The 16,566-nt window shown below is 57.8% G+C and carries 17 protein-coding genes; 3 read left to right on the top strand and 14 right to left on the bottom strand.

What is annotated here, in order from left to right; translation table 11 throughout:
- Positions 1 to 3: 3 nt before the first annotated feature.
- The 12 genes from CPA59_RS18785 to CPA59_RS18725 all read right to left on the bottom strand — a co-directional run bounded on the left by CPA59_RS18785 (position 4) and on the right by CPA59_RS18725 (position 12,983).
- Positions 4 to 831, bottom strand: coding sequence for a hypothetical protein (locus tag CPA59_RS18785; RefSeq protein WP_107760398.1), 828 nt, complete (start codon positions 829 to 831; stop codon positions 4 to 6).
- 97 nt (positions 832 to 928) lie between these two features.
- A complete protein-coding gene (locus CPA59_RS18780; protein ID WP_107760396.1) occupies positions 929 to 5,014 on the bottom strand; it encodes a baseplate J/gp47 family protein in 4,086 nt (1,361 codons plus the stop codon).
- A gap of 70 nt (positions 5,015 to 5,084) precedes the next feature.
- Entirely contained in the window at positions 5,085 to 5,504 is a 420-nt protein-coding gene (locus CPA59_RS18775; RefSeq protein ID WP_107760394.1) for a GPW/gp25 family protein, read from the bottom strand.
- 1 nt (position 5,505) lies between these two features.
- Positions 5,506 to 5,805, bottom strand: a complete 300-nt coding sequence (locus tag CPA59_RS18770) for a PAAR domain-containing protein (protein ID WP_107760392.1) — start codon at positions 5,803 to 5,805, stop codon at positions 5,506 to 5,508.
- A gap of 370 nt (positions 5,806 to 6,175) precedes the next feature.
- A complete protein-coding gene (gene vgrG / locus CPA59_RS18760; protein ID WP_107760388.1) occupies positions 6,176 to 7,966 on the bottom strand; it encodes a type VI secretion system tip protein VgrG in 1,791 nt (596 codons plus the stop codon).
- 12 nt (positions 7,967 to 7,978) lie between these two features.
- A complete protein-coding gene (locus CPA59_RS18755; RefSeq protein ID WP_107760386.1) occupies positions 7,979 to 8,626 on the bottom strand; it encodes a peptidoglycan-binding protein in 648 nt (215 codons plus the stop codon).
- Between the two features lie 15 nt (positions 8,627 to 8,641).
- Positions 8,642 to 8,824 carry a hypothetical protein gene (locus tag CPA59_RS18750; protein ID WP_049855556.1) on the bottom strand — a complete coding sequence of 61 codons (183 nt, stop codon included), beginning with the start codon at positions 8,822 to 8,824 and terminating at the stop codon, positions 8,642 to 8,644.
- Between the two features lie 19 nt (positions 8,825 to 8,843).
- Positions 8,844 to 9,302, bottom strand: coding sequence for a phage tail protein (locus CPA59_RS18745; RefSeq protein ID WP_225622610.1), 459 nt, complete (start codon positions 9,300 to 9,302; stop codon positions 8,844 to 8,846).
- A 67-nt stretch (positions 9,303 to 9,369) separates the two neighbouring features.
- Positions 9,370 to 9,840, bottom strand: coding sequence for a phage tail protein (locus CPA59_RS18740; protein WP_038920166.1), 471 nt, complete (start codon positions 9,838 to 9,840; stop codon positions 9,370 to 9,372).
- 51 nt (positions 9,841 to 9,891) lie between these two features.
- A complete protein-coding gene (locus CPA59_RS18735) occupies positions 9,892 to 11,445 on the bottom strand; it encodes a phage tail sheath C-terminal domain-containing protein (RefSeq protein ID WP_049855533.1) in 1,554 nt (517 codons plus the stop codon).
- A gap of 147 nt (positions 11,446 to 11,592) precedes the next feature.
- Positions 11,593 to 12,390 carry a hypothetical protein gene (locus tag CPA59_RS18730; RefSeq protein ID WP_038920164.1) on the bottom strand — a complete coding sequence of 266 codons (798 nt, stop codon included), beginning with the start codon at positions 12,388 to 12,390 and terminating at the stop codon, positions 11,593 to 11,595.
- 5 nt (positions 12,391 to 12,395) lie between these two features.
- Positions 12,396 to 12,983 (bottom strand): DUF4255 domain-containing protein, encoded by a 588-nt coding sequence (locus CPA59_RS18725; protein ID WP_107760384.1) that lies wholly within the window; start codon positions 12,981 to 12,983, stop codon positions 12,396 to 12,398.
- Positions 12,984 to 13,367: 384 nt separating this feature from the next.
- Here CPA59_RS18725 and CPA59_RS18720 point away from each other — a divergent pair, with 384 nt between their 5' ends.
- The 3 genes from CPA59_RS18720 (at position 13,368) to CPA59_RS18710 (ending at position 15,522) form a co-directional block, all read left to right on the top strand.
- A complete protein-coding gene (locus tag CPA59_RS18720; RefSeq protein WP_038665921.1) occupies positions 13,368 to 13,877 on the top strand; it encodes a hypothetical protein in 510 nt (169 codons plus the stop codon).
- A 402-nt stretch (positions 13,878 to 14,279) separates the two neighbouring features.
- Positions 14,280 to 14,909 carry an NAD-dependent dehydratase gene (locus tag CPA59_RS18715; protein WP_107760382.1) on the top strand — a complete coding sequence of 210 codons (630 nt, stop codon included), beginning with the start codon at positions 14,280 to 14,282 and terminating at the stop codon, positions 14,907 to 14,909.
- Between the two features lie 34 nt (positions 14,910 to 14,943).
- Positions 14,944 to 15,522, top strand: coding sequence for a flavin reductase family protein (locus CPA59_RS18710; protein WP_107760380.1), 579 nt, complete (start codon positions 14,944 to 14,946; stop codon positions 15,520 to 15,522).
- 371 nt (positions 15,523 to 15,893) lie between these two features.
- Here CPA59_RS18710 and CPA59_RS18705 read toward each other — a convergent pair whose 3' ends face one another.
- A complete protein-coding gene (locus CPA59_RS18705) occupies positions 15,894 to 16,280 on the bottom strand; it encodes a hypothetical protein (RefSeq protein ID WP_107760378.1) in 387 nt (128 codons plus the stop codon).
- 56 nt (positions 16,281 to 16,336) lie between these two features.
- Positions 16,337 to 16,534, bottom strand: coding sequence for a hypothetical protein (locus tag CPA59_RS18700; RefSeq protein ID WP_225622609.1), 198 nt, complete (start codon positions 16,532 to 16,534; stop codon positions 16,337 to 16,339).
- Positions 16,535 to 16,566: the final 32 nt, after the last annotated feature.

The following is a 16,566-nucleotide window of genomic DNA, read 5'->3' as shown; positions in this document are numbered from 1 at the left end:
GCCTTACTCCTCGTCCGCCGGCAGCAGGCTGTTGTGCATGTAGGCGTCATGCCACAGCCGGGTGAGGTGGTAACGAATAACGATGCCGTCGCCATAGCTGGTGTGGGTGCGGATCTGCAACCGGTAGGGGCGGATGCCGTCGTGGCCGCCGGCGGGCGTGTCGTCGCGCAACCAGCGCAGCGTCAGCTTGTCGGCGCGCGAATGGTAATAGGCGTGGCGGGCGTTGATGCGGTTTTTGCGATTGAAAAAATTGAAGAAAAAACCGCTCGGCGCGCAGGTGTTCAGCGCGATGGCGTGGATTAACGCGTAACGGCCGGAGTGACGGATACCGACGCCCGCCACCACCTCGAAGGCCTGGCACCCTTCCAGTTTCGGCGTGAGGTCGTGCCATTCGCCGTCGGCGGGCAGGCGGTCCGCCCATTGCGCGCCGGCGCGCCCTTGTGCGCCGATCACCCCGTTGACATCCAGCGCGTGGCGCGGCGTGGTGGTGTTGATGCCGGCCCGACCGTCGGGGGTGAACGTCAGCAAGGGGTCGGCGTCGGCGATGGCGTCCTGCCCGTCGCCGGCGTGGCGGTTGACCCGCAGCAGGTCGCTGTCCGGTTGCAGGCTGACCGACCACAACGCCCGGGTGGGGTCGCTGTCGCGGTAAAACGTCATCAGTCTGGCGTGGGTATCGAGTGCGGCGATCTTCAACCCCTGTTCCGGCGTTTTATCGAACCCTTCCTCGATTTTGTTGACTGACGAATCGATCAGGTCGGAAAAATGTTCGGCGGACGGCATGGCGCCCTGACGGAAATAGTTTTTCAAGGTGCCGCGATTTCGTTTTGCCACTCACATACTCCCCATGTCGCCGTTATTCTCCATCTCACCGTCATTCTCATCTCGCCGTTATGCCCATGTCGCCGAGTCGGCGTGTTTCCGCGATGGGCTAACGGACGGTGATGAAGCTGTCGCCGATAATCAGGTCGCCGATACCGATTTTTTCCGGCGCTCGCAGCCTGAGGTCCGGACTGAGCCCCAGGTCATGCTGCTCAACCGGCAGGATAATATTCCAGGGATAGCGTGGAGTTAGCCCGGTCAGACTCGGGTTGTTTCCGGCGGGATCGCCGGTTTGGTCGTGCGGCGCGGCGCTGTCGGTCAGTCGCCAGCGCTGTGTTTGCCCATCGCTCTGGCCGAGGCCGGTCTGACGGAGGGTGATCAGCGAAAAGCCGGTCACAAAACGCACGTAATCCAGATGCGCGATAAAGGCTTCGATTTGCCGCAGCGCCATTCCGGCGCCAAACCCCTGATTGGGGCTTTCTTCACGCCACGGACAGAGGTAGGCGGAGATATCCCGGTTCAACCGGCGCAGCGCCTGCCCCGGGTGATGCCCCGGCTGAAAGGCGACGCTACAGCGCACCTGAACCCTTTCGTACACCGGCGAGCGAACCGTAACGACGGCGCCCGGCGGCGCGATCGTCTGCAGCCAGGTTTGTATCCGGTGCAGCAGCGCGGCGCTGGCGTGCAAAGGTTCGCACGGCTGGTGCCGGCAGGCGGGGTGGCGCTGGCGCACCAGCAGCAGTACCTGTCCCGGATGGTGGCCCGGCACGCCGAAACGGGTATGCGGAAAACAGCGTGTCTGTTCGATCTCGGGAAAGTGTTGCAACACCAGCCGCTCGTAGTCCCAGCCGGTTAACGCCCGCCCTTTGTGGCGCAGTTGTTCGCTTAACCGTTGCCGGAATTGTCGCGGGGATTCCCGCGGCGCGCCGCCGGTCGACGGCATCATCAGGCTGATGGCGCCCAGCCCGGCCGGCGGGTTGAGCGCTCGCCAGCCTGACGCCGCGGCAGGCGGCGTCGGCTCGTCGTCCGGTTCCTGCCCGTCGGGCCACTGGCGCACGGCCTGCACCACGTGGGCGGCGACGTGCAGGCAACTGGCGTACTCGCCGATGCCCTGCCGAGTGCTGACCCGCAGCCAGTAGAGCCGGTCCGGCATCACGGTGTGCCGGTCGTTGATCGCCGGCGGGATATCCAGCGTGACGATGCCGGAGGTGATAAAGCCGTGGGTGGTGTCGGCGATCACCTGATGCGGCGGCAGCACGCGCCAGTCGTTGTCGACCAGATAACGCCACTGGAATGCTTGCCGGTGGCGGATGGCCGTGTGGGCTGCCCGATCGTCGAGCTGGAAAAACAGGTTCAGCGCGCCGCCGAGCGACGACGCCTGTAACCCGATGAACAGGTTGCCGTCGTCGTCATAGCGCGGGAAAAAGGCGACGGGGCGGGTATCTCCGCCGCTTTCGGCCGCCGGGTACAGCATTTCATGACCGAACGGGTGCAGATGCAGGAGGTGGCTGTCCGGCGCCGGTTCGTGGCCGGAGTGGCCCGGATGAATTCGGGCGCAGGCCCGATAGCCGAGCGTCAGCCGGTTGATCGCCGGGGTATAGGGCGGATTGGGCAGCGGCAGCGGTTTTCGGCGTCGGGCGTTGTGCATCAGCGTCTGACTGAGCAGCGTGCCGTACTGATGATGGCCGAAGCCCTGTTCCGGCTCGCACAGCGACAGGCGGATCAACCCGTTGCGGCTGGCGTGATCGACGCGGAACGCGTCAGCGTCGGCCGCGGGGCGGACGGGCTGAAAATCCTGCTTCAGGTCGCCCTGAATCTGTATGTCGGAGCGCAGCCGATCGCTGCCCGGTTCGCTGGCGAACAGCGCAAGCGGGCCGCCGACCGCCTTCCACTCGCCTTCGCGCAACACGGCCAACTGCGCCTGAAAACGGCGGTTAGCGTAGTCGCCGGGGTAACCCTGATAATGCTGGCGAAAACCGTCGCTGCCGCCCGGCAGGCTCGCCCAATCGATCGTCAGCGTAATGTCCTGCACCGACTTTTGGGCGAGTTCGTAACTGGCGAGGGTCATAGACGGCTGCCCGGTTGGCTGCGCGCCGAACGGATAAAAGGTTTTGCTGATGTCGACCTGCCCGTCGCAGGTGTCTATCTGGAATGTCTGCACGCCGGATACCCGCGTGGCGAGGAGCAGCGGACCAAGCACGAAATCGCGGAACACCGAGTAGGGAAAAAACGGCGTTTCCGGCTTCATTTCCAGTTGCAGCGCCGGCGCGCGGTAATGCCAGAGGTCGCCATGAATGGCCGGATCGCAGGGAATTAACGCCCCGAAGCCGGGCGACAGGGTAAAGGTGAGCCGGAAGCCGTACGGGCCGTCGTCGTCCGCGCTCAACGGGTGGATACGGTAAGAGGCGATGGTTTGCCAGCCGCTTTCGGTGCTGAGACGCAGCGTAAACAGCTCGCTGTAGAGGCGGTAAAAATTAACCTGCCGGTTGCCGTTCAGCAGTTCCGCCAGCGGCGGCTGGCTGTCGTCGGGCAGCAACTGGCGGCTTTTTTCCAGCACCAACCGCTGTTCATCGTCATTCAGCCAGTCGGCGCGGCTCAGGGTCTGGCGGCTGAACAGGTGCCCCAGCACACGACAGCCGCACGCCGGATCGCGGGTCTGACGCAGTACGCCAAGCAGGAAATACTTGTACAGCAGGCCGATGGCCTCATCGTCACGGCTGCGCTGCAACGCCTGTAGCTGGCGGGGCGTCAGCGCGTCGACCAGCGCGCCGATGACGGCGGGGGCGTCGTCGTCGGGCAGCAGCGGCGTCAGCGTCTTCGCCAGCGTCAGCAGCAGGGTGGTCAGCCGGTTGCGCAATACCGCCGGGTAAGGGGCATCCCTGAGCAGGTACAGTTGCTGCGCCAGATGCGGCCGCTCCGCCTCGTGCAGATTGACGGTCAGGCTGACCCGCCGTCGCCCTTCCGGCAGGTAGAGCACCGGGTCGATGATAGCGATACCCGGCGCCGACGGCGAAGGATGGCGCTGCAAGGCCGGGGTTTCGCCAAACAGCGTCAGCAGCGTGCGTGAGCGGGGCTGGTCGCTGCGCCACGGCCACAGGCTGTCGCTGTGAATGGCGGTGACGAAATCCAGCTCCCGTTCCGGCGACATCAATGGGTCGCGCTTGAGCAGCAGCGAATGCACCTGTTTGACCTCGGCGTCGCTGACCTGCAATGGTTGTTCGCTGCGATAGAGGATGTCGCGCAAGCGGGCGTCCTGCCCGGCGCTGAAGACCACGCCGCGCTCGAGCGACAGCGGCGTGGTCAGCCCGTTTTCCGGCGTCAGTTTCAGGAAGACCGCATCAGCCGTGAGCGGCTGCGGTTGCTGCCGGAGTACCTGGCGGTAGTAAAAGTCGAGGTGCCGCTCGGTAAAACGGTTAAGTCGGGCCTGCGCTCGGGCGAATAACTGCAGGAAGGTCAGGTACAGCGCGACTTCCGGGGCGTGATCGGCGTGGGACAGCGCCTGTTGCATCCGGCGACGGCCGTCGGTCTGTAGCTGGCTGACGGCGTTGACGGCGGCGGAAAAACAGAGCTGTAACTGCTCTTCCAGCACCTGAATGCCCGGCAACTGTTGTTGCAGCAACTGTTGCTGTTCGCTGGCGATAAATCGGCCGTTGTCGTAGCGAATTCCCCATAGCGGATCGAGGGTTTTCAACGCTGGGTCCGCCAGCAGCGACGGGCGGTAGCCGTCCAGCGCCTGCGCCAGAATCACCACGTACTGGAACGGCCGCACCAACTGCGCTTTCAGTACCGTCTGGATGGTCAGTTTGATGTGGTCGGCACTGGTGGTCTGGACGGGAATAAAGGCACGGTACCACCGATCCAGATTCGCGTAGAGGGCGATCAGGTACGTCAGCGTCTGATCCATGCCGCGCGACTGCGCCTGCCGAAAACGGTTTTGTTCCAGCGCGGCGTCGAACGACAGGATGATCGCCATACCGGTGACTTCGCTTTTGGCGAACAGCGCCTGCCAGTTGCCCGGCTGTGTGGTGTCGCCGCGGTCAAATGACAACTGCGCGGCGATGTCGCTAGCCAGCACCAGCAGCGTTTCAAACGACATCTCATCCGCCAGGAACGCGCCGTCTTCCAGTGCCGGCGGCAGGCGCTGTTGCTGCGAAGTGGCCGGCGGCGGCAGCGGGGGATTCCAGGTCATGGTCATGGGGCGGCAGGCCTCGGTTAATGGTTGTCAGTGATGGATGAAAACCGGTGGTTTGGCGTGGCGGCGCGCGTCACGGCGTCGTCACCAGCGTGCCTTCGCGCAGATAGAACGGGTACACCATGTTGCTGCGGGTATTGGTGGCGATCAGGGTATAGTCGAGATGAATCAACAGTTTGCCGTCGATGGCCTGCTGGTTGTCGATGACGATCGCCTGTAGCCGGATGCGTGGCTCGAAGAACAGGATGGCTTGTTCGATGCGGGCTTTCATGTCGGTGAGGGTGGAGAGGGTGAGGTCTTCAAACACCATGCCCTGAATATCGCAACCGTACTCCGGCGCCATGATGCGTTCGCCGGGGCGGGTGGAGAGCAGCAGTGCCAGACTTTGCCGGACGTCTTCGTCGCCGCTTACCATGCCGATGCTTTGCGCGGCGGCGTCAAACTGCGGCGGGAACCCCCAGCCGGTGCCGAGAAACGCATTATCGTTATCCACGTTATCCTCCTATCAATACGGTGAATTCGCCGAGCGCGATGTTGCCGCCGTGTGCGGTGGCATCGCCGATACGGGCGGCCGGTTTACCGCCGATCAGCACGGTGGCGGAGCCTTTAACGATGACGTCCGGCGGCCCGACGCACATACAGTTGTCGCCCATCACCGCCGCCGGCAGTTTGCCGATCAATACGGTCGGCACGCCGGGACCGATGACCGGACCGCCGACATGGGGGATCGGCGGCAGCCCCGGCGTCACCATCGGGCAGGCGTGTAAATCGGTCAGGCGGGCAGCTGGCGGCATCAATACTTCCCTTTATTTTTTGTAGATAACTAACAACGTTGTCTCGTTGCGTGTCGTGCCTGTTTGGCGTTAAAAACTGTGCTGAGGTGGTTGCTCCCGCCGGGTGAGCCGCATGGATGCGGCGAAAGCCCTTGCCGCGCCGGGAGCGCGTCAAGGGCGGCCCGAACAGCGGGGGCGAACGCCGAAGGCACCGCGCAGCGGCACAGTTTAGCCACCAGCCAGTGGTCAAGGAGAGGCGGCGTTTGAGCCTCTCCTTGTCGTGCGTGCGATGACGTTGCAAAGAAAAAATGAGGTTTATCCCGCACGAAATGTTGCTCAATTCCGCCAGACATTCGATAACTGCCTCTCTATTGATCTCTGTTAATCAGCGTTAATTGATCATCACGATGCCGCCCTTCACCACCGTCTGGCCGGAGGCCGACAGTTCGGCGGTGGCGTTGCCTTTGGCGGTCAGGCCGGTTTTGGCTGACAGGCTGACGTTCATTCCCTCGGCGGTGACGTTGGCTTTGGCGCTGATATTGATGGCGCTGGCGGCGGTCAGTTCGATTTTTCCTTTGGCGTTGAGGGTGATGTTCTTCGGGCTGTCCAGCGTGATGCCGGAGGAATCCAGCGTTACGCTGTTGCCGTTCTGGTCCAGCAGCGTCACCGTTTTGTCCTTGTCGCTCAGCACCGCCTGATTGCCGCCGGGGGTGGTAATGGTGATCACCTTGTCCTCTTCGTTGAACTGCAGCGTTAACTGGCTGCGGGTCACCAGCGTTTTGATGGTGTTTTTGGCGTCCGGCGTGACCGGCGGCGGGTTTTTGCTGCTGTACAGACTGCCGAGGATCACCGGGTCCGACGGGTTATTGTTGAAGTAGCCCAACACCACCTCGTCACCCACCTCCGGCATGAATTGCGCCCCAATGCCGGTTGAGGCGTAGTAACTGGCCAGCCGCGCCCAGATACCGTCGTTTTCCGCCTGTATCACCGGCACCGATACCTGAACGCGATGCTGCTGTTCCGGGTCGCCATCCAGTTTTTTGACGATGCCTATCTGTAATCCGTCCACGCCGGGCAGCAGACCGGCGGCGGGCGGCGGCGTCAGATCGCGGTGTTCGGCCGACCACACCGGCGGCATGCCGAAGTCGATGTGGGTCAGCCACTGGCCGTCCTGAATGTGATGGCGGACGCCGCTGACGTAGAGGTGACCGTTAAAGCGCGCGCCGACCCCGGCCAGTTCGATCAGCGTGTTGATGCGCGCGCGGGCGCAGCCCTGGCAGGTCAGGGTGCCGCGCAGGCGAGAAAGGGCGGATTTGACCTGCTGGCCGCGGGCCCAGTCCCGCAGCGCGCTGTTAGCCAGCGGCGTGGCGCTTTGCAGCCGGTATTCCGTCAGTCCCAGCACGCGGGCCAGCTCGTCGGCGCTCAGGTTGCCCTGCCGGCTGACGGACTGGGCGGCGGCCTTTTCCTGTAGCGGCTGCTGGTTTTTGATATCCCAGCCAACGCCGGTCACCGAGGTAAATTGGTGGCGGGCGTCAATGTCGGCGGTGAGTGAAATCAGGTCGTCGCCGTAGGTGACGGTCAGCACCGGCGAGGCGCTCAGACAAGGGGCGGCGACAGCGACGGCGCCGTCGTCGTTGCATACCACCAGCCCGTTGGCTTCCGCCCGGGTGAGCAGAAAATCCCAGTCGGTGCAGTTGAACTGCACCAGTTCGTCGTGCTGGGTATGGGTGGTGTCGACGCGCGCGCTGAGTCCGGCGCAGCGGCTAATCAGGCGGCTTAAAATGTCGCTGTCTTTCTGCTTGAGATAGTTGTCGTTGCGGCGGGCCACCGTCATGGCGATCGCCTTGTCCCGGCATTCGATCACCAGCCGTGAATGACCGGCGCCGCTGATGCTGATGCCGTGGCGAATGATGATCCCGTCGAACAGCACCTGTTCCTGACTGGCGTAGCCGGCCGCGATGGTCAGGCTGTTGCCCGGCTTGAACAGGTCGCCGCTGCTGAGCGGAAAGCGGTTTTGCGGCATGTCGCCGTCCTGAATCACCAGCTCCGCGCGGGCGATATGGTTCACCCGTTTACAGACGTGAATGGATAACAGCTGGATATCGTTGCCGATTTCAGCGCCGTTGCTCTTGATGGTGCAGGTCACCACGCCGTCACTGTGTGTTGCCGGGGAGTCCGCCATATCGTCCTTCCGTTAGGCCAGTGGGGGAAAGTAGAGGCGAGTGCCCGGCACAATGTGACGCACGCTGGTCAGATTGTTGTAACGGGCCACCGCCACGTAATAGGCGCTGTCCTGATAGATCGCCTGGCACAGCTGCGGCAGGGTATCGCCCTGTTTCACCACCACGCTGTGGGTGAGGTCGGGCGAAGAGCGGTTGGCGCGCAACGCCTGCTCGTTGCTGTCCAGATAGTTGTCAAAACGCAGCTCGACGGTGGCGCGCAGCGGCGCGCCGGCGGCGTCGAACAGCGAATAGCGGATGGCGAGGCGGGTCAGCCGCCCTTTGAACGACAGCGTGCCCCAGGTCAGCACCACCACGCTGGGTTCGTGCTTGTCGCCGACATAGCGGTACACCACGTTTTTAAGCTGGGTGATTTGACCGGCGACGTCCGCTTTTTGCGGCTGCTCCACCACGCCGGTGCCGTCAATCATCATTTCGAAGCTGAGCGTTTCGCTCTGATAGCTGGCGAAACCGAGCCGCGGCGCCAGGCTGCCGAGCGCGCGATGGCCCGCGGCTGACCGGTTGGAGTAATTGATGCCGTGTTCATGGCGGATGCCGGCAGGGTTGAGCATCACGTCAAATTGCTGTTTTTTGTCGAGGGTGCGGATAGTCAGCTTCTGCATGATAAACGGCTCCGGTTAGCGTTCCCGCGGCTCGGTTTGCAGGTGATGAAATGAGATCGCTCCCGGCGTGGCGGACGGGTTGGCCGACGGCCCGGCGTCGCGGTTTTCCGCGTCGCTTTCCGCCTGATGGGGCGAGTCCGGCTCATTCGGCTGGATGACCCGGGAATAAATCGTCAGTTGTCGCACTTCTATCGCCATGATCATGTTTCCTTCTGGGTCACTGTTTGCGTTTGGAACGACTGAAACACAGGACGATCTCTTCAATCGCCACGTCATTACGGGCGGCGTGGAAGCGATCGATTCTCCAACTGATCGGATAAGCGTTATAAAACAGCCAGATCCGCAAGGGGTCGCCCTGTTCATCCAGCAAACTGACGCTCACCTCTTTGGTGACGATCGGGCGGTTAAGCTGTCCTTCGAAACAGCTTTTGCACCAGCGCACCAGCGGCGAATCGGCAGGGCTGAGGCCGCGGCGCAGCGTCAACGGCCCCTGTTTCACCGCGGTCGGCAGATAATAGACGCTGTTATTGCCGCCTTCGGTGAACGGTTCGGTTTCAATGCGCGATTCGATGCCGGACACTTCCTGAAAAGCCTGGTCGTCGCCACTGTTGTCGATATTCACGCTGAAATAAAACGCGGGTAGCGGCCATTCGCCGCCGGGCGATTTTTTTTGCATCGGCATTACCGGGTCGTGTCATTTTCGTGTGGTTAACGCGGCTGCCCGCCGCGTTAACCGGGTGCGGTTATACCGCGACTTCCAGCCCTTCGTGCGCCAGCTCGATGGTTTCAATCGCCACTTCATTGCCGTCTGATTTCAAATCCGTGCCGCTGACTTTGGTCGGCCAGGCATTTTTCAGCTTCCACGTCATGGCCGGGCTGCCGCTTTCATCCAGCAAATTGATGGTGACGGCGGTGCGGGCGATGGTGTTCATCTTTATTTTCGAGAACCAGTCGTAGAAGTTATTGTCTTTGACGAAAATGCCTTTTTTCAGGGTCACGTTGCCGGATTTGATAATGCCGGGCATCTTGATGGTGGAAAATACCGGGCTGTTGCCGGCGCGGTATTCAATAATCTGGGCTTCGATATCCAGGCCGGTAATTTCCTGAAACGACGCCACCATGCTGGCGCCCGCGCCGCCGTCCCATTTCACTTCAAAGTGAAATTTGGGCATCGGCCATACGGTGCTTGACTGAGCGGAACCGTCATCTGCCATGGGTGTTCTCCTTGAAGAGGTGATAAAACATCAGATCGTCAGCGGTCAGAATCAGGATTTCTGCATCTGCTGCTGGAAGGTAATTTCGATAAATTCGGCCGGGCGGCTGATCGCCACCAGCACCGTAATGCGCAGGATCCCTTCCAGAATGTCCTGTGGCGTCATGGTCTTGCCGAGCCCGACGTCCACGCTGTAGGCGTCTTCCGGCGACGCGCCCGCCAGCCCGCCGCGTTTCCAGATCCCGAACAGAAAGTTTTCGATCATGCTTTCCATCGATACCCAGGTATTGGCGGTGTTGGGTTCGAACACGTAGGCTTTGGCGGCCTGTTTGATGGATTCTTCCAGCATGATCATGGTCCGGCGCACGTTGACGTAGCGCCAGTCGAGGCTGTTGCCGTCCAGCGTGCGGGCGCCCCACACCAGCGTGCCTTCGCCGGTGAAGGTGCGCAGCGCGTTGATGGATTTGCCCTGGGTGGTGACGTTCAGGTCTTCCTGCTCGTCGGCGCTGATGTTGACGCTGGGGGAAACCACCGCGTTCAGGCTGACGTTGGCCGGGGCTTTCCACACGCCGCGGGCGTTATCGACCATGGTGTAGATGCCCGCCATCGACGCGGCGGGCGGCAGCAGGTTCTGCTGGCGCCGGATGTTTTCCAGCACGCTTTTGTAGATGGGGCTGATGGAGAACAGGATCTTGTGCAGCAGCGTTTTTTCCGCTTCGCTCTGATCCACCGTCAGTTTGGCGACTTCGTCCAGCATCTGCTGCTTTTTGGCCGCCTTCAGCTTGTTGCCGCCGCTGTTCAACTGCTCGGCGCTCAGCCCGTCCAGATCTTTGAACGCCCCGGCGATCTCGGCGTTCAGCACCGTGGTCAGGATGTCCGGGTTATTGATATTGGCGAAGCTGATGTCGCTGTCCTGAATGATCGAGGTGTTCAGCCACGGGTAGTACGCAGTGGCGTAGTCCAGGTAGTTGATGCCCAGCTTGGAACGAAAGGTAGCGATGCAATCGCCGCTGGGGTCCTGCCTGTCTTTATAGCCTTCCCAGACGTCGAGAATGGCGACGCGGTTTTTCATTGTGCCGCCGCAGTGAGCCAGCACCGCCTGCTGCACATTGATGCAGTCGTCTTCCTTCAGGCATACCGCTTCAGGCGTCAGCACCATCGTCGGTTCCGGCTCCTTGAGCAGCGGCGTGATGCCGTTTTTCAGGGTATCGGCGTCGATTGCGTCCTGATAGCCGCCCACCGAAACGATGTGGCAGGGGCCGCCGCCGTTCTGGAAAAAGAACAGCATGCTGTAATACAGCAGGTAGCGGGTATTGGCCTGGGTGAGGGCATAGGTTTTGCCGGCCTGACTGAACGCGGCGTCGCCTAATACCGTGTCGGTTTTTTCGACGATATCGAATTTATGCAACGGCGCGCCGCCGAAATAATGGCGAAAATCCGACATGGAAGTAATACGCCATGCTTTATTGCGTAGCGATACGCCGCCATTTTCCGCCTTTTCGGTATAACCGATAAATGCCGGCACCGCAGTGGCGACTTCCACCACTGAATTGGGGAAGGCATTTTTCTCAACAATATAAACGCCTGGGGTTTTCATTACACCCATAATTTGATTCCTTCTGATTTGAGGTATATATATCCACCCCACGCATTACGGCGCGTATAATAAAGGATGGTGCCTGCTCCAGTGAGTAATGTGCTGATTGCTGATATTTTATTTTTTTGTTTTTTATTGCCCTTTTTAATCGGTATGTCAGTTAACAATGATTTCCGAAACGACTTCTGATGTCTTTTCAATTTTTAATCGACATTGACTAAGCGGTGTCGCCACGGGTAATGGGTCAATTAATAATTTGTTTTCCTGATAAAGCTGAAAATGGTAATCGGACTTTTTCTGCATTTTTAACGGCTCCCGGGAAATAAACGCCTGCGCACTTTTTCCGTTAGCCAGGGTTTCCGTTCCCAGATAATCAAACTGATTGTCCTGACGGCTATCCTGAATACGCGATTGCGCATTCACATACGGCGCGGTGAACAGATATTTCCAGCGCCGCCGTTGGCTGAGAAACGGCACAATCAATAATGGCGCCGCCTGATGATCGATAAAGGCAGCGATAGCGGCGGCGCTTATCTCAATATCAACCAGCCAGGCCAGGCTCGCCGGCCGGGCGCGCAGACTGGCTGTTCCCGCCGGCGCCGTGTCGTTGGCCGCCTGCAAACGCACCTCGCCGGGTTCCGACTCGCCAAGCGTGTAGCGAAAACGCGGCGTATCCCGCTCCGCCAGCCCAGGTATCGCGGTATAGCTGAAAAACCCGGCGTCCCGACTGCAAAACCACCACTGCAGCGATAACGCTTCCGTTATGAGCAGGGCACTCTGCGCCCGATCCGCCAGCACCATCAGCCCGTCGGCCAAGGGTTTAAACAACAGTCCGGCTTGTTTCGCGGCGTGCTGGCTGGACGGCGCCAGTTCGCCATAAAACGGCAGGCTGGCGCAGCCGGCAAAGAATTCGTGCTCAATACGCAGCTGAAACAGCAGGCCGTAATCGCTCATGGTGATTAATCCTTTGTCACGTAATCCTTTGTCACGACAGTATGCAACTGCCCGACGCCTTCCGACTGAGACTGAATCGCCTGACTGTCGGCGATTCTCACCCGCAGGCGATACACGGCGGACGGCAAATAGCGGATTCCCAGCATGTTCCACATATTTCCAAGCTCATGGCGCGGCAGGCTGTCCATTTCCAATAATATTTGCTCAATTGCCTCGTCCATATCTGGGGCGTTATAACGGTTAAGCTGGGCGTTCTTATGAAGGAACGCCATCGCATGCGCAATTATCTGTAATCCTTCCGCGTATTGCGCGCCGGTAAAATTCGCCGCCACCACCATGGAAACCCGAACGTATAACGGCGGCGTGGCGACCGCGAAGCGGTTACCGGGATTGGCGGTATTGCCCCGGTGCGTCAGCGTTTCCCGTTCAATATTCGACAGAAATACCACCAGTTTATTTTTCGCCAGCGGAAACATCTTGCCATCGTCATCGGCCGGGTTAGCTATCACTACGACATCGTCATGCAGATTTAGGGTATTTTTTAGGTATTGATTTAATTGTCGGGTCAGGTAATGGATAGAGGTGTGGATCATGGGGGGGCCTTTATTAATTATCCTCTTTAGAACTCGCTATAAATGAGGTGGCTGTAAGTCGTACAGCAAGTATTGCTGATGACATTCATGCTGAAAAGAGCATTCGGATTTCTGACTGAATTAATCATGATTTTTACTGGTGTTTGAAATGATTTATTCATTTCTATTGTCTTTTTTATTGCTTCTATTTTTGATGTGATGTTTTTTACCTGCTTTTGTTAAATCTATTTGGCGCTTTTTTGTGCTTGATTCTTATGGTATTGTTACGCAATTATTGGGTTTGACCCTGCCGATTGTCAGGATTTTAAACCCGTATTTGAGGTTTTTCTTATCTTTTTTCTTGATGATTTTATTATCTCTATATTAGCTATTCGGAGGCTATACATGACCTTGGGGCGTTCTGTCAGTCTACTTTTACCCCTTATTTTACTCTCTTCCCACGCTATTGGAGCGGCGAAGTCATTCGATGGTATAACCTGTAAGAGTGATATTCCCTCGGCATTAATCGGGCGTCATATGCCAAATGAGCGTGTTGTTGCCATTGAAGAGCGTTACAAGAGTATTGATCTAAAAGATCTGGGGACTTACGGCATGGAAAGTGATGGTGATCCATGGTCGCTTATGTCATGGCAAATATGCGGTCGGGAGTATTTCTTACTCGAGCGTCGCGAAATCGTCAAAGACGTCCTATCGTCACCTTCACCGAAAGAAAACCCTAAAGCACAAATCGTTTCGTGTGTAGTTGATGGTTCGAATTCCTTCGATACGTTTGTTACGTTTATCCCATCGGAGGAAAAAGCATGGCCAAGGACGGTTGAACACGCCTGGCGCATCAATGACAAGACGGTCAAATTTTCGAAGGTTGAAGGCAAGGAAATTGTTTGCAACCCATAATGGTGAGGCAGCTCAACCTTTGAGTTGAACGGATCTGCCGGTTGAACGGACTTGCGCAAAAAGTTGCGCGGTCCGCTCATTTCTATAATTAGACTTCATTCATTTCGGTGCGTTGTTACAGCTTGGGAAATAATGAAAAACTATTGTTATTGTACGGTTCTTTGAATTTCATCTGTTTTAGAAACACAAACAACCGACGGGGCATTCGTTTCTATTTCCGCAACATCACCGCCCATTGATTGCAATTATGCTTAAATGCTATGTCGGACATGACTCAGCCCGATTGGTGATTTGTGATATCTGGCGATTAATGCGATCGCACTATTCGGACTGCGTACCCTTAGCGTGATCTACTATTTTTCGAAGCTGCTTTGCCTCATTACCCAATACAGAGAAATAAACATGAGATTATTACTGATCGGAGCAACCGGGCTGGTCGGTCATCAGGCGTTAGTAAAAGCGTTGGCCGATACACGTATTACGCAGGTGGTGGCGCCGGCGCGTCGTGCATTATCGGCTCATGACAAACTGATCGCGCCGCCGGTGGATTTTGAACAATTGCCGGAAGACGCCGACTGGTGGCAGGCGGATGCGGTAATTTGCACGCTGGGCACCACCATCAAGGCGGCGGGCAGTCAGACGGCGTTCTATCGGGTTGACCACGACTATCCGCTGACAGCCGCGCGGCTGGCTCACGCGCATGGCACGCCGGCCTACGTGCTGAATTCGGCGTCGGGCGCCAATGTATCATCACGTTTTTTCTATAACCGGGTGAAAGGCGAGCTGGAGCGGGATCTGGCCGGGGTGGGGTTTTCCTCGCTGACGCTGGTGCGCCCCGGTCTGATAGGCGGCGAGCGTGACGAGCGCCGGCCCGGCGAATGGGTGGCGCAGCAGGCGCTGCGCGTACTACATCCGTTGCTGCCGTTAAGCTGGCGTATTAATCCGGCCGAACGGATTGCGGACGCGTTGCTGGCGGCGGCGCTGAATCCTGCCGCGGGTGTACGGGCGATTACCTCTGAACATCTGGTGTAAAGTGAAGGGCAAAGTGCATAACGCAGGAGTCAATATGAATAGCGCGATTTCACCGGTTGAACTGGCAAAAGCCTATCGGCTGGTTAACCACGGGCCGACGGTGCTGGTATCGGCTTGTCATGACGGTGTGGACGATGTGATGGCGGCGGCCTGGTGTTGTGCGCTGGATTTCGCACCGCCCAAGCTGACCGTGGTGCTGGATAAGGCGACAAAAACACGCGAGCTGCTGGAAAACAGCGGTTATTTCGCCATTCAGGTGCCGACGGCGGCACAGCTGGAACTGACCAATCAGGTCGGCAGCATCAGCCTGCGGGATAACCCGGATAAGCTGGCGCGCTGCCAGGTGGAACTGTTTCGCTCCGACGAATCGGATGTTCCGCTGGTTGCCGGTTGCGCCGCCTGGTTACTGTGCAAACTGATTCCTGAACCCCACAACCAGCAAACCTACGACCTGTTTATCGGCGAGGTCATCGGCGCCTGGGCCGATTCGCGTGTATTCAGCCACGGTCACTGGCATTTTGAAGACGCCGACCCGAAATGGCGCAGCCTGCATCATGTGGCGGGCGGGCACTACTACGCCATCGGCGATGCGCTGGATGCGAAAGAGTCGTGACCATAAACTAACGCCCTGCAAGAGCAGGGCGTTGAGGGGAAATAAGCGCCATAATACAGCTGATCGTATTTATTGTGGTTTACTGTTTTCTATTGGCGGTAAAGGGGATGAGGATTTAAATGATTCTATTCCCCATTGCCAGATTTGTGATTTTCTTTCTGGTGTAGTTAATAATCCCACCATGCCATAGAGGAAAATAAATAAAATAATGCTGGCGATAATTCCCGAAAAACCACTCCATATCCAGGATAATACACGTAATGCAATTGGTGTTTTTTGTTTTTCTTTTCTTGATGCGGCTCGAAAAAATTCTTTAATGGCCTCTTCTTTGGCATTCTCAATGGCCCGACTTTTTATTATGTCGCTCTCAGCTATTGTTTGATTTTTTTATCTATTTCTATTTTAAGATTTTCTATTTCTGAGTTTTTCTTATCAATAATATCGAGTTGCTGCTGATAATCCTTCCTGATTTCCTCTTCCCAGTCTTCCAACAGGCGAGAAAACATTGTTCTGGCATTATCACGGTAAGCATCTAAACGTCGTTGAGTATGTACAACCTGCTCATGAAATTGCTTTACGGCAAGATCAATTTCCTGATCGGATTGACCATTAGCGCGCAGTTTTTCAGCGTATTGGTTTTTTTCAAGTTTATAGAACGAGTAGGCTATCAAACCAATACTGTCTTCTGGACTTTTTACCAGTAACTGAAAAACCCATGATTTTTCATTAGCTATCACCAAAGAATTATCGCTTTCCATCGCTCTAAAATAACGTCCTTTATTAACATAAAAGGTTTTTCAAGCAGCAGTTAATTTTACCCTTGTTCGTCACTGGAACGTAATACCTGACTCATAGCCTGATGAATCAGCTCGTTCAGGTCCGACTGAGAAAGTGTTCTGACTGTTGCCGCCACACCTGCTGCGCTGGCGCGGTTTGATGCCTGTTCGACGGATTGCAACATAGCCTGGCGGTGTGCTTCGGAAATTCTCTGCAATTCAAATGAACGTGACATAGGCAATATCCTCGTCCTTTTTTCTGAATTTA

This window comes from Dickeya sp. Secpp 1600 (assembly GCF_003049805.1).
GTDB classification, from domain to species: Bacteria; Pseudomonadota; Gammaproteobacteria; order Enterobacterales; family Enterobacteriaceae; genus Dickeya; species Dickeya fangzhongdai.
The sequence above is the reverse complement of the archived record's forward strand: the minus strand, read 5'-3'. Positions and strand labels throughout refer to the sequence as shown.